Source organism: Sphingomonas sp. CFBP 13603 (genome assembly GCF_014892665.1).
Classification (GTDB): domain Bacteria; phylum Pseudomonadota; class Alphaproteobacteria; order Sphingomonadales; family Sphingomonadaceae; genus Sphingomonas.
Genome location: NZ_JADBIA010000011.1, coordinates 60967 through 82792, shown reverse-complemented (window position 1 = coordinate 82792; position 21826 = coordinate 60967). Strand labels below are relative to the sequence as shown.

The following is a 21826-nucleotide window of genomic DNA, read 5'->3' as shown; positions in this document are numbered from 1 at the left end:
ATTTCCGGGATCACCGCATAAGTCCCGGGTTCAACCGCCCAACCACTGCAACAACCTATTTCTTGAATCTTCTTATAGTAGAAGAAGGGTGCTCCGCTGACCGATCCGACCCCCAACTCGCCTCCCATCAAGCCGCTTCTGGCGACTCTTCGCGGAGAGCGTCAGGCCCTGCCGCCACTGTGGCTCATGCGGCAGGCGGGGCGGTATCTCCCCGAATACCGCGAACTGCGTGCCGAGAAGGGCGGGTTCCTCGCACTCGCCACCGATCCAGACGCGGCGGCCGAAGTCACGCTCCAGCCGATCCGCCGGTTCGGGTTCGACGGCTCCATCCTGTTCTCTGACATCCTGATGATCCCGTGGGCGCTCGGGCAGGATCTGAGCTTCGGGGTCGGCGAGGGGCCTCGGCTCGAGCCGGCGCTGATCGACCATGCGCTCGATCGGTTGCAGCCGGTGATGGGGCGGCTGGAGCCGGTCTACGGCACCGTCGCGAAGGTCGCTGCTGCCTTGCCGCCCGAGACGACGTTCCTGGGCTTTGCGGGGTCTCCTTGGACGGTCGCGACCTATATGGTGGCGGGGAAGGGCTCGAAGGATCAGTCCGAGACGCGGCGTTTCGCATATCGCGACCCCGAGGCGTTCGGTGCGATCATCGATGCGATCGCGGACAACACCGTCGAGTATCTCGCGCGGCAGGTCGGGGCGGGCGTCGACGTTGTGCAGCTGTTCGACAGCTGGTCGGGCTCGCTCTCGCCTGCGCAGTTCGAACGCTGGGTGATCGCGCCGACCGCGTCGATCGTCGAGCGGCTCCACGCGCGTTGCCCCGGCGTTCCGGTGATCGGCTTTCCGAAGGGCGCGGGGGGCAAGCTGCCGGCCTATGCGCGCGCGACGGGCGTCGATGCGATCGGGCTGGACGAGACGGTCGATCCGGTCTGGGCGCATGCGTCGTTGCCTGCGGACATGCCGGTGCAGGGCAATCTCGATCCGCTGGCGTTGATCGCGGGCGGCGCGGATCTCGATGCGGCGATCGACCGGATCCTGGCGGCGTTCGTCGAGCGCCCGCACGTCTTCAACCTCGGCCACGGCATCCTGCCCGACACACCAATCGAGCACGTCGAGCAGCTGATCGCCCGCGTAAGGAGCACGACATGAGCGGTTTTCTTGGGGGCACGTATGACTGGGTGAAGGCGGCGCATCTGATCTTCGTGATCTTCTGGATGGCAGGGCTGTTCATGCTGCCGCGCTATCTCGTTTATCACCAGGAGGCGCTGGCGGCGGGCAACACGAGCGAGGCGGCGAACTGGGTCGAACGCGAGAGCAAGATCCGCCACATCATCCTGACGCCGGCGATGATCGTCGTCTGGGTGCTGGGGATCGCGCTGGCGCTGAACCTGGGGCTGGCGGACGACGCGCCGGGGCTCGGGTGGCTCCACCTGAAGCTGCTGCTCGTGCTGTTGTTGTCGGGGTATCATGGCTGGGCGGTCGGTTACGCGAAAAAGCTCGCCGCGGGGAAACCGACGCTGGCGGGGAAGCAGTTGCGGATGTTGAACGAGGTGCCTGCGCTGGCGGTGACGCTGATCGTCGTGCTGGTGATCGTTAAGCCGTTCTGACCGCGTGTCCTCCTGCGAACGCAGGAGCCCAGGGTTACAGGCGATCGCGTTCGTGATCCTGGGCCCCTGCGTTCGCAGGGGAACGTCGAGAGCGGTGTACGCACTCCCGCTTGACTAACCCGCCCCCCAATTCTAACCCCTTCTCCCAACACGGCCTCCTGGCGTCCTGCCCGGTCGTGTCTTGCCAGACTCGTCTCGCACAGTTCCGCTTCCCAAGCGCACCGCCGACCGAGCGTTCTCCCGTTGATTGCTATCCGGAAATTCCCATGCATCTCAAAGACCTGAAGAAAAAGAAACCCGCCGAGCTGGTCCAGCTGGCCGAGGAACTGGGGGTCGAGAGCGCCTCGACGCTGCGCAAGCAAGACCTGCTGTTCGCGATCCTGAAGGTCCAGGCGGACAATGGCGACCAGATCATGGGGCTCGGCACGATCGAAGTGCTGCCCGACGGCTTCGGCTTCCTGCGCTCGCCGGAATCGAACTATCTGGCGGGGCCGGACGACATCTACATCTCGCCGAACCAGGTGCGGAAGTTCGGCCTGCGCACCGGTGACACGGTCGAGGGCGAGATTCGTGGGCCGAAGGATGGCGAACGCTATTTCTCGCTGGTGAAGCTCACCGCGGTCAATTTCGACGATCCCGACGTCGTCCGTCACCGCGTCAATTTCGACAACCTCACGCCGCTCTATCCCGAGAGCAAGCTGACGCTTGATCCCGCCGACCCGACCGTCAAGGACAAGTCGGCACGCGTGATCGACATCGTCTCGCCGCAGGGCAAGGGCCAGCGCACGCTGATCGTCGCGCCGCCGCGCGTCGGCAAGACGGTCATGTTGCAGAACATGGCCAAGGCGATCACCGACAACCACCCCGAGGTGTTCCTGATCGTCCTGCTGATCGACGAGCGCCCCGAGGAAGTCACCGACATGCAGCGCAGCGTGAAGGGCGAGGTGGTCAGCTCGACCTTCGACGAACCCGCGCAGCGCCACGTGCAAGTCGCTGAAATGGTGATCGAAAAGGCCAAGCGCCTGGTCGAGCACAAGAAGGACGTGGTGATCCTGCTCGATTCGATCACGCGTCTGGGTCGTGCCTACAACACCGTCGTGCCGTCGTCGGGCAAGGTCCTGACCGGTGGTGTCGACGCGAACGCGCTGCAGCGTCCGAAGCGCTTCTTCGGTGCCGCGCGCAACATCGAGGAGGGCGGTTCGCTCTCGATCATCGCGACCGCGCTGATCGATACGGGCAGCCGCATGGACGAGGTGATCTTCGAGGAGTTCAAGGGCACCGGCAACTCGGAAATCGTGCTCGATCGCAAGGTCGCGGACAAGCGCATCTTCCCGGCGCTGGACGTCGGCAAGTCGGGTACCCGCAAGGAAGAGCTGCTGGTCGACAAGGCCAAGCTCAGCAAGATGTGGGTCCTGCGCCGCATCCTGATGCAGATGGGCACGATCGACGCGATGGAGTTCCTGCTCGACAAGATGAAGGATTCGAAGACCAACGAGAATTTCTTCGATTCCATGAATCAGTGATCGAATGCGGCCCGCTGCACGCTGCAGCGGGACTCGCATCGATCCGGCCGGCGGGGCAGGGCCCCGACTGACGACATGGGCTTTGCCCATGTCCGGCCAAGCAGACCAAAGCGGCACGCGAGAGCATGGCTTTCGCGTGCCGCTTTGCTATTAATCGCTATGAAAACCGCCACTCCGCCCGCGGCGTGGCCCGTCACCGGGAGCTGACATCTTGAGTATCATCGCCATGCTGGCCGCCGCCGCATCGAGCACCGCGGGCCCCGGCTCGCCGCTGGAAATCTGGCAGCATATCGTCGCCGACTTCTCCAACCTCGGCGACCCGAAGGCGCTGGCCGCATTCGGATCGGTCCTGATGATCGATCTCGTCCTCGCGGGCGACAACGCGATCGTCGTCGGTGCACTCGCCGCCGGACTTCCCACCGACCAGCGCAAGAAGGTCATCCTGATCGGTATCGGCGCGGCGCTCGTCCTGCGCATCTTCTTCGCGTTGATCGTGACGTGGCTGATGGGCATCGTCGGCCTGATCTTCGCGGGCGGCTTGCTGTTGCTCTGGGTCAGCTGGAAGTTCTGGCGCGAAATCCGCGAGGGCGCGGAGAATGCGGGCTCCGAGGAGATCGAGGGCGACGAGCGATCGGGTATCCGCTCCTCGAAGGGCTTTGCAAGTGCAGCCTGGGCTGTCGCCGTCGCCGACGTCTCGATGAGCCTCGACAACGTCCTGGCGGTCGCCGGCGCGGCGCGCGAGCATCCGGGCATCCTCGTCATCGGCCTGCTGCTGTCGGTCGCGATGATGGGTCTGGCGGCGAACTACATCGCACGCGTCATCAACAAGTATCGCTGGATCGCGTATATCGGCCTCGCCGTGATCCTCGTGGTCGCGCTGAAGATGATTTACGAGGGCTGGGTCGGCACCGGCGAGACGCTCGGGATCATCTCGCTGCTGCGCTGATCGCGGTGCGATTGGGATAAGGAAAAGGCCTCGCCGGGATCGTCCGGCGAGGCCTTTTTCATGTCCGTCCCGAGCAACCCGTCACCCCGGAACAGGGTAACGGGGAGGGAGTGGTTAGCCCAGGTTCTCCGCGAAGAACTTGGCCGTACGCTCGTCCGCCAGCTTGGCCGATGCATCCGAGCGGCGCTCGCCGAACTCGGTGGCGAAGCCGTGGTCCTCGCCCGCGTAGTCATAGATCGTCACCTTGGGGTGATCGTCGAGCCCGGCGTGCATCGCAGCCTGCGCCGCCTTGTCGACGAAGTGATCCTCCTCCGGCACGTGCAACAGCACCGGGTGTGCGATCGCATGCTTTTCGCCGAGCAAGCCGTCGATCCCGACGCCATAATAGCCGACGCTCGCATCGACGTCGGTCCGCGCCGCGGTCATGAACGCCAGGCGGCCACCGAGGCAGTAGCCGACCACGCCGACCTTGGCGCCGTCACCCAGCTCGCTGCGAACGGCGCGGATGCTCGCCTCGATATCGGCGATACCCTTGTCCTGGTCGAACTGGCCCATCAGTTCGAGCGCGCGGTCGAACTCGGGCTTGATGTCCGGGTCGAGCTCGATGCTGGGCTCGAGGCGCCAGAACAGGTCGGGGGCGATCGCGAGATAGCCGGCCTCGGCGAGCGTATCGCACTTGCGGCGAATCCCGGCGTTCACGCCGAAGATCTCCTGGATCACGACGATCGCGGCCTTTGGCGTGCCTGCCGGGGTCGCACGATACGCGGTGAATTCGCCATCGCTCGTGAGCGTGGCGATCTTGGTAGTGTTCGTCATAACAGTCCTCCTGGCGGCCGCTCGTGGTCGAGCAGCCGGGATTTGGTGATCGGGCCTTCCCCCGCGGAGTACGCACCAAGCGCTCCGCCGGCTCCAAGGATTCGGTGGCAGGGGACGATGATCGGAAAAGGATTGCGTGCGCACGCCTGGCCGATAGCGCGTGGGCTGGAGCCGATCGCCTTGGCGAGCGCGCCGTAGCTGGCCGTCGTGCCGTAGCCGATGTCGACGATCGCCTGGCGAAGGTTGGCACCGCGCGGGGTAGGGGAGAGTGCGAGGGGCAGGTCGAACACGGTCAGCCGTCCGGCGAAATACGCGTCGATCTGGCGGAGTGCTTCGAGGATCGCGGGGGCGTGGCTGGTCGAACCATGCTCCACGCCGATATCGATCGCGTCGATCCGGTCCTCGGTGCCGGTCACGCGGACCAGACCGATAGGCGTTGCGATCGAGGCGGCATCGCGCGCATACATTCCAACGCTATGCAGCGCCGCGATGGACCGCTCAAGCGTCATCGAGGGTGCGTCACATGAAGATGAATATCGAGATCGAATGCACGCCAGAGGAAGCGCGTCGCGCGGTCGGGCTGCCCGATCTGACGCCGATCCACGACCGCTATATCGCGATGATGATGGAGGCGATCCCGGACGGCCAGATGAAGCCCGAGATGCTCGAATCGATGATGCGCGGCTGGCAGCCGATGGGCGAGGCGGGGATGGCGATGTGGAAGCGGCTGTTCGACAGCGCGACGAAAAGCGGCTGAGTTTCACGTGAAGACGATTTTTGCGGTATCGAGCGGACGACCGCCAGCGGCGATCGCCGTCGTCCGGGTGAGCGGGCCCCAGGCGTTTGCCGCGGCCGAGGCGTTGGCGGGACCATTGCCGGCGCCGCGCCATGCCAGCCTCCGGGGACTGCGGGGCACCGATGGGGCGTTGCTCGACCGCGCGCTCGTGATCGTGTTTCCGGGACCGGCGACGGCGACCGGCGAAGACCTGGTCGAGTTTCATTGCCACGGTGGTCGTGCGGTAATCGCGGCGGTCGAGAGTGTGTTGTCGGGGATGCCCGGTTTGCGTCATGCCGAACCGGGCGAGTTCACGCGTCGTGCGTTGACCAATGGCCGCATCGACCTGACCGAGGCGGAGGGGCTCGCCGACCTTCTCGAAGCCGAGACGGAGAGCCAGCGTGTCGCGGCGATGACGGCGGCGGAAGGTCGCGTGAGCCAGGCGGTTCGCGGCTGGATGGATTCGGTCGCGATGCTGTCCGCGCGGGTCGAGGCTATGCTCGACTTCGCCGACGAGGACGACGTCGCGAGCGATACCGCAGCGTTCGACGCGATCGTTTCCGAGATCGACGCGCTCGCCTCGGAGATCGAGGTCGTGGTCGATGCCCCGCCGGTGGAGCGGCTGAAGGACGGCCTGCGCGTCGTCATTGGCGGTCCGCCAAACAGCGGCAAGTCGACGTTGCTCAACCTGCTGGGCGAGCGCGATGCGGCGATCGTCTCGCCAATCTCGGGAACGACGCGCGACCGGATCGATGTTCCGGTGACGCGGAACGGTATCGCCTATGTGCTGACCGACACCGCGGGTTTGATCGATACGCTCGACCCTATCGAGGCGATCGGCGTCACGCGTGCGGAGGGGGCGCTCGCCGCGGCGGACATCGTGATGTGGCTGGCCGATACCGCGCCGCCCCGCGCCGATGCGATCTGGATTCATGCGCGCGCCGATCTGCCGGGGCGGGGAGAGTTGCCGTCTGGTCGGACATTGGCAGTCTCGCAGAACGACCGGGAATCGCTCGATGCCCTTTGGGGTGAACTGCATCGGCGAGCGATTGCGATGCTGCCGCGTGGCGATGAGATAGCATTGAAGCAGCACCAGCGCCGGCAGTGCGCTCCGACGGTCGAGGCTCTGCGGTATCGAAGCTCGGATGCGCTTGTCGTTGCGGAACACCTTCGACAGGTTCGCGCGATTCTTGCTGGCGTACTTGGGCTCGACGCGACCGGGGAGATGCTCGACGCGCTGTTCGGACGATTCTGCATCGGGAAGTGATGTTCCACGTGGAACATCTTTGACGCGTCGGGCGCGGCGTTCTACGGCCGTAGCATGTTCGATGTAGTGGTGGTTGGCGGTGGCCATGCCGGAACCGAAGCCGCAGCCGCGGCGGCGAGGAGGGGCGCGCGTACCGCGCTCGTGTCGTTCGACGCGCGGCATATTGGCGCGATGTCGTGCAATCCGGCGATCGGTGGGCTCGGTAAGGGGCACATGGTTCGCGAGGTCGATGCGTTCGACGGGCTGATCGGTCGTGCTGCCGACGCTGCCGCGATCCATTATCGGATGCTCAATCGCAGCAAAGGTTCGGCGGTGCAGGGGCCTCGGGTCCAGGCTGATCGCCGTCTCTATTCCGGTGCGATCCAGGCGATGCTTGCGGCCACGGAAGGGCTGTCGATCGTCGAGGGCGAGGCGACGGCGTTGCATTTCGACGGCGATCGCGTGGCGGGTGTCGTGCTGGCGGATGGCGCGATCGTGGCGGCACGAGCGGTCGTGCTGGCGACCGGCACGTTCCTTGGTGGACGTATCTTCCGGGGTGACGATCGTGAGGAGGGAGGGCGGATTGGCGAGCGGGCGGCCAAACCACTCGCCGACCAGTTGCGCGCGCGGAACCTGCCGATGGCGCGGCTGAAGACGGGAACGCCACCGCGGCTCGATGGTCGGACGATCGACTGGGGTGCGCTTGCCGAGCAGCCGTCTGACCTCGATCCCTGGACGATGTCGCCGATGACTCGCGCGCGTCCGCTCCCACAGATCGCGTGCGCCATTACCCGCACGACTGACGAGACCCACTCGATCATCCGCGAGGCGTTCCATCGGTCGCCGCTGTTCACCGGCGCGATCGAGGCGGCGGGGCCGCGTTACTGTCCGTCGATCGAGGACAAGGTGCATCGGTTTGGCGACCGCGACGGGCACCAGGTTTTCCTGGAACCCGAGGGCCTCGACGATGCGACGGTGTATCCGAACGGGCTGTCGACGTCGCTGCCAGTTGAGGTTCAGGCGGCGATGCTGGCTAGTATTCCAGGGCTCGAGCGCGTGACGATGACGATGCCGGGTTACGCGGTCGAGTATGATTATATCAATCCGCGTGCGCTCGATACGCGGTTGGCGCTGGGTGCAATCGAGGGCGTGTTCTGCGCGGGGCAGATCAACGGCACCACCGGGTATGAGGAAGCGGCTGGGCAGGGGCTTGTCGCGGGGCTGAACGCAGCGGCACATGCGTGCGATCTGGCGCCGGTGATCCTGGATCGCGCGTCCAGCTATCTCGGGGTGATGATCGACGACCTCACGCTGCAAGGCGTGACCGAGCCGTATCGGATGCTGACCGCGCGTGCCGAGTTCCGGTTGTCGTTGCGCGCGGACAATGCCGAGACCCGGCTGGGCGGGATTGCGGAGGCGGCTGGGTGTCTTGGACCCGAGCGGTTGGCGCATCAGCACGCGCTGGCCGAGGACCGTGCTTATTTCCGGTCGGCACTCGACTGCGAGCGGACTGCGACCCATGTAGCCGATCAGGGCGTTGCGATTGGTCGGGACGGGGCACGGCGGACTGCGTTCGACTGGCTTCGGTTCGAGGGCGTGACGCTCTCGCATGTCGCGCCGGACGCTGCTGAAGGCATCCCGACGGCGGTCGTTGACGAGGTGTTAGAGGACGCGCGCTATGCCCCGTATATCGAGCGGCAGGCGCAAGAGGTCGCGCGGTTGCGGGCCGACGAGGCGCTCCGGTTGCCGGAGGAGCTAGCCTATGATCGCGTGCCGGGACTGTCGAACGAGATGATCGATCGCCTGAGCGCCGCTCGGCCGACGTCGCTGGCGGCCGCAGCGCGGGTGCGGGGGATTACCCCAGCGGCTTTGTCGGCTGTTCTATTGCATACAAAACGAGTTCCAGCATGACCGAAGACGAAGCGCAGAGCTGGACCACCGAGCGGTTCGGGGCAGAGGCGACCGAGCGCTTGAATGCGTTCGTGGCGATGGTCATCGAGGAAGCGCCGCACCAGAATTTGATCGCGCCGTCGACGATCCCGACGATCTGGGATCGACACGTGGTGGATTCGCTCCAGTTGGTTGCGCTTGCGGGGGCGGATACGTCGGCGAAGCGGTGGCTCGATATCGGCACTGGCGGGGGGTTTCCCGGTATGGTCGTTGCGCTGGTTCGCGGGGGGCCGGTCGATCTGGTCGAGCCCCGGCGTCGGCGTGCGGACTTCCTCCAGCTTTGCGTTGCTCGACTTGGGCTTGGTGATCAGGTGCGCGTTCACGCGTCGAAAGTGGAGAATGCGACCGCGGACGCTTCAATCATTTCCGCCCGTGCGGTGGCGTCGTTGCAAAACCTTTTGCGTGGCGCGACACACTGCGCCACAACGGAGACGCGGTGGTTGCTTCCTCGGGGGCGTTTCGACGAGGAGGAGTTGGCCGCGCTCAAGCAGCATTGGCGGTTTATGTTTCACGTGGAACAAAGCCTCACGAACCCGGAGTCGTCGATCGTGGTTCTGGATCGGGTAAGCGCGCAATGATCACCATCGCGGTCGCCAATCAAAAGGGTGGGGTGGGCAAGACCACCAGCGCCATCAACCTCGCGACGGCGCTGGCGGCGACGGGCATGCGCGTGCTGCTGGTCGATCTCGATCCGCAGGGCAACGCGTCGACCGGGCTCGGCATCGGTCATTCGCAGCGCGAGCGGTCGAGCTACGACGTGTTGGTCGGCGAGACGTCGATCGAAGAGGCGGTGGTCCACACGCGCGTGCCGCGGCTCGATATCGTGCCCGCAACGGTCGACCTGTCGGGCGCGGAAATCGAGCTGGTCGATTTCGACGCGCGCACGCATCGGCTCGATCGCGCGGTGAAGGCGGCGCAGGGGCCGTGGGATATCGCGCTGATCGATTGCCCGCCGTCGCTCGGGCTGCTGACGATCAACGCGATGGTCGCGGCGGATTCGCTGCTGGTACCGCTGCAATGCGAGTTCTTCGCGCTTGAGGGGTTGTCGCAATTGTTGAGTACGGTCGAGCGGATCCGCCAGCGGTTCAATCCTGGGCTGTCGATTCTGGGGGTGGCACTGACGATGTTCGATCGGCGGAATCGGTTGACCGACCAAGTCTCGGCGGACGTTCGCGCGGTGCTGGGCAAGGTCGTGTTCGAGACGGTGATCCCGCGCAACGTGCGGCTGTCGGAGGCGCCGAGCCACGGGTTGCCGGCGCTGATCTACGATCACCGTTGTTCGGGGTCGCAGGCGTATATCGCGCTCGCGCGTGAGTTGATCGGTCGGCTTCCCGCTGCCGCGCAGGCCGCGGCATGAGCGAGAACAAGCGTGGCCGGCCGGGGCTGGGCAGGGGCCTCAACGCGCTGCTCGGCGAGATGGCGCGCGAGACGCCGGTGTCCGCCGATGGCGCGTCGGCCCCTCAGTCGTCTGGCGTGCGGATGCTGCCGGTCAGTTCGCTGTCGCCGCATCCCGATCAGCCGCGGCGGCATTTCGATGAGGCGATGCTCGACGAGCTGGCCGCGTCGATCGCGTCGCGCGGATTGATCCAGCCGATCGTGGTTCGGCCGCATGGGCATGATTTTCAGATCATTGCGGGCGAGCGGCGCTGGCGGGCGGCGCAGCGCGCACGGTTACACGAGGTGCCGGTCGTCGTTCGCGACTTCGATGATGCCGAGACGCTTGAGATCGCGCTGATCGAGAATATCCAGCGCGAGGACCTCAACGCGATCGAAGAGGCTCAAGCGTATCAGCGGCTGGCGGGCGAGTATGGCCACACGCAGGAGGTGCTTGCCAAGATCGTCCACAAGTCGCGCAGTCATGTCGCGAACCTGCTGCGGCTGCTGGAGTTGCCGGCGCAGGTGCAGTCGCAGGTGGTCGATGGCTCGCTGTCGATGGGGCATGCTCGGGCGTTGTTGGGGTCGCCCGATGTGGAGTCGCTGGCGGACCAGGTCGTGTCGCGTGGGCTGTCGGTGCGCGAGACCGAGAAGCTGGCGCGGGATGCGAAGCCTGGGCGGAGTCGTAGTGGCGGTGGTGGGTCGTCCGAGCCTCGGGTCCCGGATGCGGATATTGCTGCGTTGGAGCGGCAGTTGGCGGACTTGCTCGGGTTGCAGGTCCGGGTGGCGCATACCGATACGGGCGGGACGTTGACGTTGAATTACTCGACGTTGGACCAGCTGGATATGGTTTGCCAGCGGTTGACGGGTGGGGCGATCTAAGGCGCGGGCCTGATCCAATCGCACCCCGCCCGTTCGTGCTGAGCGAAGTCGAAGCACTTGCGTACTGGACCATCCTTCGACTTCGCTCAGGACGAACGGGGGATAGGAGGGGGTGGAGGGTGAAGGGAGGACCAATACTCTCCGTCATCCCGGCGGAAGCCGGGACCCACGGTTGCGGTCCGCTTCGTTAGTGATTGCACCCTATCCATGGGTCCCGGCGTACGCCGGGATGACGGAAGGGGGGTGTTGGGAAGCGGGAAGCGGAGGCAGACGCTAGTGCGGTTGCGGATGCGCGTTAGTTTCGCCGTGCGATCGCCCGCGATAGCGCCACCACCGCTGCCTCCGCTACAACCCCGCCAGCATTCCCCGATGCCATGATCGCCCGCTCGGCGGTCCGGACCCGCTGGATCGCGGTGGCGAGCATCGTCGGGGTCCAGCGGCGCAACGACCTGGCCGTGCTCGCCTCTTCCTTGAAGAACACGCGATGGCGTTTCATGACCGCGTCGACCGCTTCGCCGCGGTCGATTTCGCCGCGCATGTCGGCAAGCGCGATCAGGCGGCGGACGAGTTGGCGGAGCCAGGGGATCGGCGACGTGCCGGCTTCTTCGAGCACCGCGAGTTCGGCGCCGAGATCGTCGACCCGGCCCTCGATAACGGCGTCGATTGCGCGGCTCATTTCAGCATCGCAGAGGTCCGCGCCGACCGCATCGAGTGCGTGGTGATCGAGGTCCGCGGGGCGATCGGGCGCTGCGTCGACGTATAGCGCAAGCTTCTCGATCTCGCGCGAAATGACGGCGCGGTCGCCGCCGGTCGTATCGACGAGGCGGCGGGCGACGCCGGGGGCGGGGCGGAGTCCGTTCTCGTTGGCGATCGTGGTGGCGAGGCGTTCGGCGTCCTGCGCGGTCGGGGCGTAGCAGGCGAACGCCATCGCGCGCGGGGAGTCGATCGCGAGCTTGACGATCTTGGCGGTCGATTTGACGGTCGGGGCGATCGCGACGACGGGGTTGCCGACGCGCTCGGCGGCTAAGAGGTTGGTGAACGCTTCGAGGCTTTCCTCGCCCGCCGAGGCGACGCGGACAAACCTTGCGCCTGCAAACAGCGACAATGACGCGGCTTCGTCGGTCAGCCGGCCGGGGTCGCTCTTGAGCATCGAGCCGTCGAGATCGACGCGTTCAGCGTCCGCGCCCATCGCCTTGGCCAGTACGCGGGCAAGGTCGCTTGCGCCGGCCTCGTCGGGGCCGTGGAGCAGGTACAGGCGGATATCGCCGCCCGGTTTGGCCAGCGCACCGCGGATCTGGCCGGCGCTGGCCTTCACTTGGCGGGCGAGGTGGCCTGCGCCGCGGCGACCGCAGGCGTGTTGCGTGCATACAGCGCAACACGCGCGACGATCTGGTCGGCGACGATCTGCGACAGGCGTTCGAGCGCAGTGTTCTCGGCCGCGATCGTCGCATATTCGGAGCGGACGACATCGATGCCGGCGTCGGAGCCGGCGGTCGCGTCGAGCAGGACCGAATTGTCGCCTATCCGCACGAGTTGATAGCGTGCGCGCAACGTGCGGCGTTCGCGCGAGACGCTGTCGTCGGTGCGGACGCCGAGGCCGCTGATCGTGTCGTCGAGGCGGATGTCGATCCGGTAGAGTGCCGGTGCGCCGTTCGAGGGCAGACGGTCGCGCAGCGCGGTGGCCATCAGCCAGCCGTTCTTCCCCGCGATCGGCGCGATCTCGACCTGGCCGAGCGCGCCCGCGACCGGACCGCTGCTGCCGCCGGCATAGAGCGGGTGCAGGCCGCAGCCGGACAGTGCCGGGGCCAGCGCGAGTGCGCCGAGGATCGCTAGGCGCTTCATGCGACGATGTTCACGAGACGGTCGGGCACGACGATCACTTTCCGGGGCGGCTTGCCCTCGAGCAGGCGGACGATCTTCTCGGAGGCGAGCGCGGCGGCTTCGACCTCGTCCTTGGCTGCGCCCTTGGGGAAGACGAGCGTGTCGCGCAGCTTGCCGTTGACCTGCACCGCGATCGTGACCTCGTCGTCGACCAGCATCGCCGGATCGACGATCGGCCAGGCAGCGTCGGCGATCAGGCCGTCATTGCCCGCGGTCGCCCAGGCTTCCTCAGCGACGTGCGGCACCATCGGGCTGACGAGCAGCAGCAACGTGCGGATCGCCTGTTCGCGGTCTGCGGAGGGTGCTGCTTTCTCGATCGCGCTGCACAAGGAATAGAGTCGTGCGACTGCCTTGTTGAACTGCAAGGCGTTGATATCGCTCTCGATACCGACGGTCGTGCGGTGGCAAAGTTTGCGCAGGGCGATGTCGTCGCCCTCGGCCTTGGCGTCGTCGTCGGACTCGATCAGGCGCCAGAGACGCTGGACGAACCGCCACGCGCCTTCGATGCCGGACTCGCTCCAGGGGAGATCGCGCTCGGGGGGCGAGTCTGAGAGCACGAACCAGCGCACGGCGTCGGCGCCGTATTGGTCGACGATCGGCTCGGGATCGACGGTATTCTTCTTCGACTTCGACATCTTCGTCACGCGGCCGACCGTCACGGGGCCTCCGGTCGCGATCTCGATATACCCTGTATCGGTCTTGCGGACCTCGTCGGGAGACAGCCACTTCGTCTTTACCGGCGCGTCGCTCGAATCGTCGTCGTCGGTGTCGGCCTCCGGCTGCGCGTCGCCGGCATCGCCTCGGCTATACGTCTCGTGCGTGACCATGCCTTGCGTGAACAGCCCGGCAAATGGCTCGGCGATGTCGAGCATGCCGATATGCTTCAGCGCGCGCGTCCAGAAGCGCGCATAGAGCAGGTGCAGGATCGCGTGCTCGACGCCGCCGATATACTGGTTGACCGGCAGCCACTTCTCCGCGCCCGACCGGTCGAACGGTTTCGCGTCCGGCTGGCTGGCGAAGCGGATGAAATACCACGACGAATCGACGAAGGTGTCGAGCGTATCGGTCTCGCGGCGGGCAGGGCCTGCACAGGACGGGCAGGGGACATGCTTCCAGGTCGGGTGGCGATCGAGCGGGTTGCCGGGGATGTCGAACGACACGTCCTCGGGCAGCATGATCGGCAGCTGATCCTTGGGCACCGGCACCGCGCCGCACGCGTCGCAGTGGATGATGGGGATCGGCGTGCCCCAGTAACGCTGGCGGCTGACGCCCCAGTCGCGCAGGCGGAACACGGTCGTGCCCTTGCCCCAGCCTTCGCCCTCGGCGCGCTCGATCACGACGCGCTTGGCGTCTTCGATATCCATGCCGTCGAGGAAGTGCGAGTTCACGATCGTGCCGGCGCCGATCCAGGCGGTGTCGCCGACGAACACGGGGGCCTCGTCATCGCCTTCGCTGACGACGCGCTTGACGGGCAGGTCGTATTTGCGCGCGAAATCGAGATCGCGCTGGTCGTGCGCTGGCACGCCGAACACCGCGCCGGTGCCGTATTCCATCAGCACGAAGTTCGCGATGTAGACCGGGAGGTGCCACGTCTTGTCGAGCGGGTGCACCGCGCGGATGCCGGTGTCGAAGCCGAGCTTTTCCTGCGTGTCGAGTTCGGCCGCGGTGGTGCCGCCACGCTTGCAGAGTTCGATGAAGGCCGCGGCGTCGGGGTTCGTTTCGGCGATGGTGCGCGCGATCGGGTGATCGGCGGCGACCGCGACGAAGCTGGAACCGAACATCGTGTCCGGGCGCGTGGTGAAGACCTCAACCGAGCCGATGCCGGTCGCGTTGCCCGCCAGCGCGAACTTGAACTGCAGGCCCTGGCTGCGGCCGATCCAGTTTTCCTGCATCAGCTTGACCTTGTCGGGCCAATGCTCGAGCGCGCCCAACCCGTCGACCAGCTCGTCGGCGAAGTCGGTGATCTTCAGGAACCACTGCGACAGTTTCCGCCGCTCGACCAGCGCGCCCGAGCGCCAGCCGCGACCGTCGATCACCTGCTCGTTGGCGAGCACGGTCATGTCGACCGGGTCCCAGTTTACCGCCGATTCCTTGCGATACACGAGCCCCGCCGCGAACAGGTCGAGGAACAGGGCTTGTTCGTGGCCGTAATATTCAGGCTCACACGTTGCCAGTTCGCGCGTCCAGTCGAGCGCGAAGCCCAGGCGCTTCAGCTGCGCCTTCATCGTCGCGATGTTGGCGCGCGTCCAGGTGCCCGGATGGACGCCCTTTTCCATCGCCGCGTTTTCGGCGGGCATGCCGAACGCGTCCCAGCCCATCGGATGGAGCACTTCCATGCCTCTCATCCGACGGAACCGCGCGAGCACGTCGCCCATCGTGTAGTTGCGGACATGCCCCATGTGGATGCGCCCCGACGGATAGGGGAACATCTCGAGCACGTACGAACGCGGCTTGGTCGACAGGTCGTCCGCGGCGAACGTCTTGCGTTCGTCCCAGACCTTCTGCCACGCCGCGTCCGCCTTCAACGCATTGAAACGCGACGCCATTATATCAGTCCTCAGCCCGCGATCGAGGCGCGGCGCAGGTCGCGGGCCTTGGTCAGGATGATGTCCTCGAGCTTCTGCGTGGTCGCGGCCTGGACCGGCGACGAGACCCACTGGCCGTTGCGGTTGACTTCGCGGAGGGCAGCAACGCGGAGCGCATCGGCGCGCAGATCCTGGTCGAGGATCGACACGGTCACCTTCATCCGCTCGGTCGGCGTCTGCGGGTTGATGTACCAGTCGGTGACGATCACGCCGCCATTGGAGTCGGTCTGCAGCAACGGCATGAAGCCGAGCGTGTCGAGGCTCGCGCGCCACAGGTAGCTGTTCACGCCGATCGTCGTGATCTTCGACGCGGCGAGATCCGCCTTGGGACGCGCCGATCCGCCGCCGCAAGCGACGAGAGGCAGGGCAAACAGCACGACTGCGATACGCGAGCGGCGGAACATGGGCATCATCCTGGCAAGAAAATCAGCCCTTGCTCTACAGGCGAGCCCGCGCGCCCGCAAGCAGACGCCGGCGTGCGCGACGAGCGTATGCGCGGGGGGCGGCCGATCCGGGAAAGCGACCGATTCGGTAGCGCTATCGCAGTGATCTGTGTGCTGATTGCAACACTGTCCGACAATTCGGCGACGAAGGGTGGGAATGGGCGGTTCTGCGGCCTTTGCTGTGGATCAATTCATGTTAGATGCGGTTTAACAGAATCCGATTACGGGATTCGAAGGACAGATTCGTTGTGATGACGCGTGGGGGAATAGTTGGGGTGGTTGCCGGGGCGCTTGTCGCCACCGCCGCAATCGTCGCGCCTGCCTTCGGCGCCAGCGAACAGCCCGCCCGGATCGCCAAGCATAACGTCGCCGCGGTTCGCGGTATCGGATCGTTCACGCCGGCCGCCGCCGACCCCCGCCTTGCCGCGATGTTCGCGCGCGGTGGCTTCGACGCCGGCAGCTTCAAGTTCACGCCCGCCGAAACTCGGCAGGACAACCGGGCGGTGACCGTTGCGGTCCGTGCGCAGACCAACCGCGGTGTCGCCAACACGGCCAGCCTTGCTTCGACCACGCCGACCGTCGGTATTGCGCCGATCGCCTACAACCTTGGGATGTCGGTCGGCTGGAAGCGGTTCGCGATCTCGGGTGACGTGAACAAGCTCGATCTCGGCGTGATGCCGGGTGGGCGTGAGGCGGCTGACCTTGCGGTGAGCTATAGCGCCAAGCGGTTTAGCGGCACGGTGAAGGCTGCGGCGGATCGTCCGCTGTCGAGCGCGCCGCGGCTTGTCGAGGACGCGCCGAGCTATTCGGTCGATCTTGGCGGGTCTTACGCTCTGACGCGTAGCCTCGCGGTGACGGCGGGCGTGCGGTATCGGTCGGATCGGGAGCGCTTCGTGAAGGTCGATGACGACCGTCGCGACAGCCAAGCCGTGTATCTGGGCACCGCCTTCCGCTTCTAAGCGTCCGACGGAGCTAGGCTCGTCGGAATCGAGACTGGCCGTCGCGAGCTGAATCCGGGTGGTGCGCAGCTCTCCCTTCCCGTCATCCTGACGAAAGTCAGGATCCAGTGCCATGAGACGCAGTGATCGGTTACTCTGGATCCTGACTTTCGTCAGGATGACGGCGTACTGTAGGTCTCCACGCATCGATCGCGGCCCAGCCATGGAAGCCGAACCGCCGGATTTGCCGCCAGCGCGACTCGGTCATTCCGCCTAGTGCGATCATTGGTATCCCGAGTCCGCGTCCAATCCGCAGAGCATGTGCCGGACCGATCCCGGCTGCACCCTGGTGTGATCGGGTGACGTGGATCGGCGACACGAACAGGGCAGTAGCCCCAGCGCGCTTGCCAGCCAAGGCCTCGCCTCTCGAATGCGCGGGCCAGGTTCTGATCCCGTGCGTCTGTGCCCGACCATGCACGCCGTCGGCCGCGATCACAGGCTTTCCCGCCACCACAACGACTAGCCGGCGCGCTTGTGCGATCCGCTTCACCCGCCGCAACAGCGCCCGCCGTTCTCGCTCTGGCGTGGCGTAATGCCGAAACACCACGCCGGATCCCGGCGGCAATTGCCTCAGCGCATGCCACAAGGCGTCGCCCATCCGCTCGTCCGTCATCAGCCAGCGCGCGGGAATGGGGTTACGACGGGCCACGCCGCTGCCTATAGCGCGCCGCATGATTGCTGACGACACCACCAAATTGCAGGCCATCCGCACCCGGATCGCCAAGGCCGCCGAGATCGCCGATCGCCGCGCGGACGACGTGACGCTGATCGCGGTCTCCAAGACGCATCCGGTCGAGGCGATCGAACCGCTGCTCGCCGAGGGCCAGCGCGTGTTTGGCGAGAACCGTGTGCAGGAAGTGTGGGAGAAATGGCCGGCATTGCGTGCGGCGTATCCCGACGTCGAACTGCACCTGATCGGCCAGCTCCAGTCGAACAAGGCGGCCGAGGCGGTGGCGTTGTTCGACTGCATCCATGCGGTCGATCGCCCGTCGCTGGTCACCGCGCTGGGGAAGGCGATGGCGGCGAGCGATCGTCGGCCGGACTGTTTCCTCCAGGTCAACATCGGCGACGAACCGCAAAAGGGCGGGTGCGCGATCGCCGACCTGCCCGCGCTGGTGGAGCAGGCGCGTGCTGCCGGCCTGCCGATCGCCGGGCTGATGTGCCTGCCGCCGGCGGACATAGAGCCGGCGCCGTATTTCGCGCTGCTGGCGAAACTCGCGCGCGACCACGGGCTGACAGGCCTCAGCATGGGCATGTCCGATGATTTCGAGACCGCGGTGACGATCGGCGCGACTCACGTTCGGATCGGCAGCGCGCTGTTCGGCGCACGGGGGACGGGCGCATGAGCATTGCGGTCCGGTTCGACGCGCTGCTGTTCGACTTCGACGGCGTGCTGATCGACAGCGAAGCCGTCGGCAACCGCCACATCGCGGAGTGGCTGACCGCCGCGGGTCACCCGACCACCGCCGAAGATTCGATGGCGAACTTCATGGGGCTCGCCGGGCCGCAGTTTATCGACGCGATCGAGCGCTGGATCGACCGTCCACTCCCCGACGATTTCTACGCCGCGCGGAAGGCCGAGGATGAGCGCGTGATGGCGGCTGGCGTCGATGCGATCGAGGGCGCGGCGGCGTTCGTCCGCTCGCTCCCTGCCGACCTGCCCAAGGCGATCGTTTCGTCGAGCCCGGTTTCGTGGATTGCGCGGCATCTGGAGCATATCGGCCTGCGCGACGCGTTCGGCGACCATCTCTATAGCGGGCGTGAGCATGTTACGAACGGGAAGCCGGCGCCTGACCTGTATCTGTTCGGCGCGCGTCAGCTCGGCGTCGACATCGCGCGGACGGCTATTCTCGAGGACTCTCCTGTCGGCGCGACCGGCGCGGTGGCGTCAGGCGGCTACGTCATCGGCTTGTCGGCTGGGTCGCATTGCAACGCCGAGCATGGCGCGCGGCTGAAGGCAATCGGTGTGGACGCGCTGGCGGAGAGTTTCGACGACGTGGGGCGGTTGATTGGAAGCATTTGATGGGAGCCTTGGGGTCTCCTGCCTCCTTGTTCTCCCGCGAAGGCGGGAGCCCAGTCTGGGTCCCCGCCTTCGCGGGGAAACAAACTAGACGACGGCCAGAGGTGCTCCGCTTGACTAGAGTGGAGGCGAGGGTCGCTTAGCCCGCCCGCTTCCGCCGCCAGATCGCACCGATTCCCGCGACCAGATCATACGGAATTGCCGCCGCCTCGCGCGTTCTCATCTTGAGCTGGTACCGCCGGCTCCCGCCATGCGGCACGTGGATCGCGCTCGCGGGCATGCCGAGCATCGCGAACAGCATCCGGATGCGCGGCTGGTGATAGCCGTCGGTGCAGATCATGCACTGCGCATACCGGCCCGCACGCGCGAACGCCGTCGCCGCGACGACGCTCTGCAACGTATCCACACTCGCCTCGTCGAGATGGATCCGCGACCTGTCCACCGTTTCGGCCAGCACATCCGCCATCACCGACGCTTCCGAAGGTCCATGCGTGCCCTTCGCACCCGAGCAGAACAGGTCCGCATCGACGTAGCGCGCCGCGGCCGCCGCCGCGAATGCGATGCGGCGGGCAAGCGTCGGGCTCGGGCTGCCATCGGGACGAACCGCCGCGCCAAACACCACGATCAGGCGGCGTGAGGGTGGAATCTCGGTCAGAACTGGTGGCCCGTGCGGTCGCGCTTGGTCGCGAGATACTGCGCGTTGTGCGGGTTCGACGGGAGGAAATGCGGCACGCGTTCGATCACCGTCACGCCCGCCGCTTCGAGCCCGGCGACCTTGGCGGGGTTGTTGGTCAGCAACCGAATCTCGCGCTGGCCGAGCAGCGTCAGCATCCGCGCCGCCACCCCGAAATCCCGCGCATCGACCGCAAAGCCGAGCCGGGTATTCGCGTCTACCGTGTCGAAGCCCTGATCCTGCAACGCATACGCGCGCAGCTTGTTGACCAGCCCGATCCCGCGACCTTCCTGCCGAAGATACAGCAGGATCCCCCAGCCGCCATGCTGGATCGCGTGGATCGCGGCGTGCAGCTGCGGCCCGCAATCGCATTTGAGGCTGCCGAGCACGTCGCCCGTGAGGCACTCGCTGTGGAGGCGGACGAGCGGCGGTTGGCCGTTGGGCTGGCCGACGAGGAGCGCGATGTGCTCGTCCGCGCTCTCGGGGGAGCGGAAGGCGACGATCTCCGCATCCTCCGCGCCTTCGACCGGCAGCCGTGCGCGTGCTGCGAGTGTCAGGCGGTTCGCGTCCTCGTGTGCGTCGATGTCCGCGGCTGTTATGCTGACTTCGGGTTCGCCGGTGCCGAGGAAGAAGGCGGGGAGCAGTCCAGCAATTCTTGCGAGTCGTAATGCGGCGGCCGCTGCTTCGGGATCGGTCAGCGGGAGCGTGCGGAACGGGCCTTTCAACGGAGTCGCGAGGTCGAATTGCGGATCGGCCAGCGCGGTCGCGGCGGCGAAATCGATCCAGGGGGCGCGATCGACGAGTACGGGCTCGGTCGGATCCGCGGCTGCGAGTTGGTTCGCGAGCTTCAACGTCGCCGCGCGGCCCGACGAGATCAACACGGCGCCATTCGCGTCGGAATCGAACGCCGCCAACCGCTCTGCATCCGCCGTCTCGACCGCGAGCAGCACTAGCCCGTCGATCGCGATCGGCCAGCCGCGCCTGAGCGCGTCGACCGCGCGGGCGGCGGCGCGGGGATTACTCAAAATGCGAACTCGGTCATGATCGGGACGTGGTCGGACGGCTTGAGCCAGCTTCGGCAGCGTTCGTAGACGTGGTGCGACACCGCGGCTTCGGCGGCGGCACCGGTCGCCCACATGTGATCGAGCCGACGCCCGCGATCCGACGCGGCCCAGTCCTTTGCGCGGTAGCTCCACCAAGTGAACAGGCGGGCGGGGGCGGGGTGGAAATGGCGGCCGAGATCGACCCAGTCGCCTGCCGCCTGCAACTTGCCGAGCGCCTCGACCTCGATCGGGGTGTGGCTGACGACGTCGAGCAACTGCTTGTGGCTCCAGACGTCGGATTCGAGCGGCGCGATGTTGAAGTCGCCGACCAAAATCGTAGGCCCCGCCAGCGTTTCCGACCAAGTCGTCATGCGCTCGATGAAGTCGAGTTTCTGGCCGAACTTGGGATTCACCTCGCGGTTCGGGACATCGCCGCCGGCGGGGACGTAGACGTTCTCGAGCCGTACGCCGTTCTCCAGCCGGACGCCGATGTGGCGCGCCTCGCTGTTCGCCTGCCAGTCGAAGCGGTCGTCCTCGACGATCGGGACTTGGCTGAGGATCGCGACGCCGTGGTGCATGCGCTGGCCGTGCAGGACGATGTGCTCGTAACCAAGCGCGCGGAATGCCGCCAAGGGGAAGTCGCCGTCGATGACCTTGGTCTCCTGCAGGCACAGGATGTCGGGCTGCTCGTCGCGCAGAAACTGTTCGACGATGGCGATCCGGAAACGGACCGAGTTGATGTTCCAGGAGACGATCTTCACGAGCGCGATGTAGCGTTGCGTGGGGGTGGGGACAAGGAAGCGGGTGCGGACCTTGAAGAAGGAAGAAGGCGCCATCGGCAAAGCCGCTGTCGTCGACCGAGCTATCGCTCGTCGGCCGCGCTTGAGCGAGTCTGGCAAACTTGTTTGCCTGCCGCTCTACGCGAAAGACCCCCGCTCCGGGGGCATGGAGCGAGGGCCAACTCAGCGTTCGTCACGCAGGCGAGAAGTAGGGAAACCATCCGGGCAACAGGGGGAAAAATCCCGAATGCCCCACATCCGCAGGCCACTCTCTAGGGGGCCGAACCT

Annotated in this window: 23 protein-coding genes; 13 read left to right on the top strand and 10 right to left on the bottom strand. The window is 66.2% G+C overall.

Annotated features, from left to right (window positions below; all coding sequences use genetic code 11):
* Nucleotides 1-126 precede the first annotated feature (126 nt).
* The 4 genes from hemE (at nucleotide 127) to IFR23_RS15865 (ending at nucleotide 4073) form a co-directional block, all read left to right on the top strand.
* Nucleotides 127-1146: a uroporphyrinogen decarboxylase gene (gene hemE / locus IFR23_RS15880; protein ID WP_192976815.1), complete on the top strand. Its 1020-nt coding sequence runs from the start codon at nucleotides 127-129 to the stop codon at nucleotides 1144-1146.
* Nucleotides 1143-1604 carry a CopD family protein gene (locus tag IFR23_RS15875; protein ID WP_192976728.1) on the top strand — a complete coding sequence of 154 codons (462 nt, stop codon included), beginning with the start codon at nucleotides 1143-1145 and terminating at the stop codon, nucleotides 1602-1604. The genes hemE and IFR23_RS15875 overlap by 4 nt, the downstream gene beginning before the upstream one ends.
* A 266-nt stretch (nucleotides 1605-1870) precedes the next feature.
* A complete protein-coding gene (gene rho, locus IFR23_RS15870; RefSeq protein WP_031395107.1) occupies nucleotides 1871-3127 on the top strand; it encodes a transcription termination factor Rho in 1257 nt (418 codons plus the stop codon).
* Between the two features lie 226 nt (nucleotides 3128-3353).
* A complete protein-coding gene (locus tag IFR23_RS15865) occupies nucleotides 3354-4073 on the top strand; it encodes a TerC family protein (protein WP_192976814.1) in 720 nt (239 codons plus the stop codon).
* Nucleotides 4074-4187: 114 nt separating this feature from the next.
* Here IFR23_RS15865 and IFR23_RS15860 read toward each other — a convergent pair whose 3' ends face one another.
* Together IFR23_RS15860 and IFR23_RS15855 are read right to left on the bottom strand one after the other, a co-directional pair.
* Entirely contained in the window at nucleotides 4188-4889 is a 702-nt protein-coding gene (locus IFR23_RS15860; RefSeq protein ID WP_192976727.1) for a dienelactone hydrolase family protein, read from the bottom strand.
* Nucleotides 4886-5356, bottom strand: coding sequence for a methylated-DNA--[protein]-cysteine S-methyltransferase (locus tag IFR23_RS15855; protein WP_192976726.1), 471 nt, complete (start codon nucleotides 5354-5356; stop codon nucleotides 4886-4888). The genes IFR23_RS15860 and IFR23_RS15855 overlap by 4 nt, the downstream gene beginning before the upstream one ends.
* A 56-nt stretch (nucleotides 5357-5412) precedes the next feature.
* Here IFR23_RS15855 and IFR23_RS15850 point away from each other — a divergent pair, with 56 nt between their 5' ends.
* From IFR23_RS15850 to IFR23_RS15825, 6 genes are read left to right on the top strand one after another with little or no spacing between them, the layout of a single operon-like run.
* A complete protein-coding gene (locus tag IFR23_RS15850) occupies nucleotides 5413-5646 on the top strand; it encodes a DUF6489 family protein (RefSeq protein ID WP_056053820.1) in 234 nt (77 codons plus the stop codon).
* 7 nt (nucleotides 5647-5653) lie between these two features.
* Nucleotides 5654-6931 carry a tRNA uridine-5-carboxymethylaminomethyl(34) synthesis GTPase MnmE gene (mnmE, locus tag IFR23_RS15845; protein WP_192976725.1) on the top strand — a complete coding sequence of 426 codons (1278 nt, stop codon included), beginning with the start codon at nucleotides 5654-5656 and terminating at the stop codon, nucleotides 6929-6931.
* A 54-nt stretch (nucleotides 6932-6985) separates the two neighbouring features.
* Nucleotides 6986-8821: a tRNA uridine-5-carboxymethylaminomethyl(34) synthesis enzyme MnmG gene (gene mnmG, locus IFR23_RS15840; protein WP_192976724.1), complete on the top strand. Its 1836-nt coding sequence runs from the start codon at nucleotides 6986-6988 to the stop codon at nucleotides 8819-8821.
* 59 nt (nucleotides 8822-8880) lie between these two features.
* The gene (rsmG, locus tag IFR23_RS15835) at nucleotides 8881-9438 is read left to right on the top strand and encodes a 16S rRNA (guanine(527)-N(7))-methyltransferase RsmG (RefSeq protein WP_244655730.1); all 558 of its coding nucleotides are present in this window, start codon (nucleotides 8881-8883) and stop codon (nucleotides 9436-9438) included.
* Nucleotides 9435-10217 carry a ParA family protein gene (locus IFR23_RS15830; protein WP_192976722.1) on the top strand — a complete coding sequence of 261 codons (783 nt, stop codon included), beginning with the start codon at nucleotides 9435-9437 and terminating at the stop codon, nucleotides 10215-10217. The genes rsmG and IFR23_RS15830 overlap by 4 nt, the downstream gene beginning before the upstream one ends.
* Nucleotides 10214-11116: a ParB/RepB/Spo0J family partition protein gene (locus IFR23_RS15825; RefSeq protein ID WP_192976721.1), complete on the top strand. Its 903-nt coding sequence runs from the start codon at nucleotides 10214-10216 to the stop codon at nucleotides 11114-11116. The genes IFR23_RS15830 and IFR23_RS15825 overlap by 4 nt, the downstream gene beginning before the upstream one ends.
* Before the next feature lie 295 nt (nucleotides 11117-11411).
* Here IFR23_RS15825 and holA read toward each other — a convergent pair whose 3' ends face one another.
* Genes holA through IFR23_RS15805 form a run of 4 tightly spaced genes read right to left on the bottom strand, consistent with a single transcriptional unit; the run spans nucleotide 11412 to nucleotide 15986 of the window.
* A complete protein-coding gene (gene holA, locus IFR23_RS15820) occupies nucleotides 11412-12431 on the bottom strand; it encodes a DNA polymerase III subunit delta (protein WP_192976720.1) in 1020 nt (339 codons plus the stop codon).
* Complete coding sequence (lptE, locus tag IFR23_RS15815; RefSeq protein WP_192238436.1) at nucleotides 12428-12958, bottom strand: LPS assembly lipoprotein LptE; 531 nt, start codon at nucleotides 12956-12958, stop codon at nucleotides 12428-12430. Before lptE ends, holA begins: the two co-directional genes overlap by 4 nt.
* A complete protein-coding gene (gene leuS, locus IFR23_RS15810) occupies nucleotides 12955-15543 on the bottom strand; it encodes a leucine--tRNA ligase (protein WP_192976719.1) in 2589 nt (862 codons plus the stop codon). Before leuS ends, lptE begins: the two co-directional genes overlap by 4 nt.
* 11 nt (nucleotides 15544-15554) lie before the next feature.
* The gene (locus IFR23_RS15805; RefSeq protein ID WP_056053843.1) at nucleotides 15555-15986 is read right to left on the bottom strand and encodes a DUF3576 domain-containing protein; all 432 of its coding nucleotides are present in this window, start codon (nucleotides 15984-15986) and stop codon (nucleotides 15555-15557) included.
* Between the two features lie 290 nt (nucleotides 15987-16276).
* Here IFR23_RS15805 and IFR23_RS15800 point away from each other — a divergent pair, with 290 nt between their 5' ends.
* Nucleotides 16277-16984, top strand: a complete 708-nt coding sequence (locus IFR23_RS15800; RefSeq protein ID WP_192976718.1) for a hypothetical protein — start codon at nucleotides 16277-16279, stop codon at nucleotides 16982-16984.
* A gap of 130 nt (nucleotides 16985-17114) precedes the next feature.
* Here IFR23_RS15800 and IFR23_RS15795 read toward each other — a convergent pair whose 3' ends face one another.
* Nucleotides 17115-17672, bottom strand: a complete 558-nt coding sequence (locus tag IFR23_RS15795; protein ID WP_342344981.1) for a thiamine phosphate synthase — start codon at nucleotides 17670-17672, stop codon at nucleotides 17115-17117.
* Nucleotides 17673-17694: 22 nt separating this feature from the next.
* Here IFR23_RS15795 and IFR23_RS15790 point away from each other — a divergent pair, with 22 nt between their 5' ends.
* Both IFR23_RS15790 and IFR23_RS15785 read left to right on the top strand, forming a co-directional pair.
* A complete protein-coding gene (locus tag IFR23_RS15790) occupies nucleotides 17695-18369 on the top strand; it encodes a YggS family pyridoxal phosphate-dependent enzyme (RefSeq protein ID WP_192976717.1) in 675 nt (224 codons plus the stop codon).
* Nucleotides 18366-19046: an HAD family hydrolase gene (locus tag IFR23_RS15785; protein ID WP_192976716.1), complete on the top strand. Its 681-nt coding sequence runs from the start codon at nucleotides 18366-18368 to the stop codon at nucleotides 19044-19046. The genes IFR23_RS15790 and IFR23_RS15785 overlap by 4 nt, the downstream gene beginning before the upstream one ends.
* Nucleotides 19047-19182: 136 nt before the next feature.
* Here IFR23_RS15785 and IFR23_RS15780 read toward each other — a convergent pair whose 3' ends face one another.
* The 3 genes from IFR23_RS15780 to IFR23_RS15770 are packed head-to-tail and all read right to left on the bottom strand — an operon-like array spanning nucleotide 19183 to nucleotide 21520.
* Nucleotides 19183-19665: an ElyC/SanA/YdcF family protein gene (locus tag IFR23_RS15780; RefSeq protein ID WP_192976715.1), complete on the bottom strand. Its 483-nt coding sequence runs from the start codon at nucleotides 19663-19665 to the stop codon at nucleotides 19183-19185.
* Nucleotides 19666-19694: 29 nt separating this feature from the next.
* Nucleotides 19695-20741, bottom strand: coding sequence for a GTP cyclohydrolase II (ribA, locus tag IFR23_RS15775; RefSeq protein ID WP_192976714.1), 1047 nt, complete (start codon nucleotides 20739-20741; stop codon nucleotides 19695-19697).
* Nucleotides 20738-21520 (bottom strand): exodeoxyribonuclease III, encoded by a 783-nt coding sequence (locus IFR23_RS15770; RefSeq protein ID WP_192976812.1) that lies wholly within the window; start codon nucleotides 21518-21520, stop codon nucleotides 20738-20740. The genes ribA and IFR23_RS15770 overlap by 4 nt, the downstream gene beginning before the upstream one ends.
* Between the last annotated feature and the right edge of the window lie 306 nt (nucleotides 21521-21826).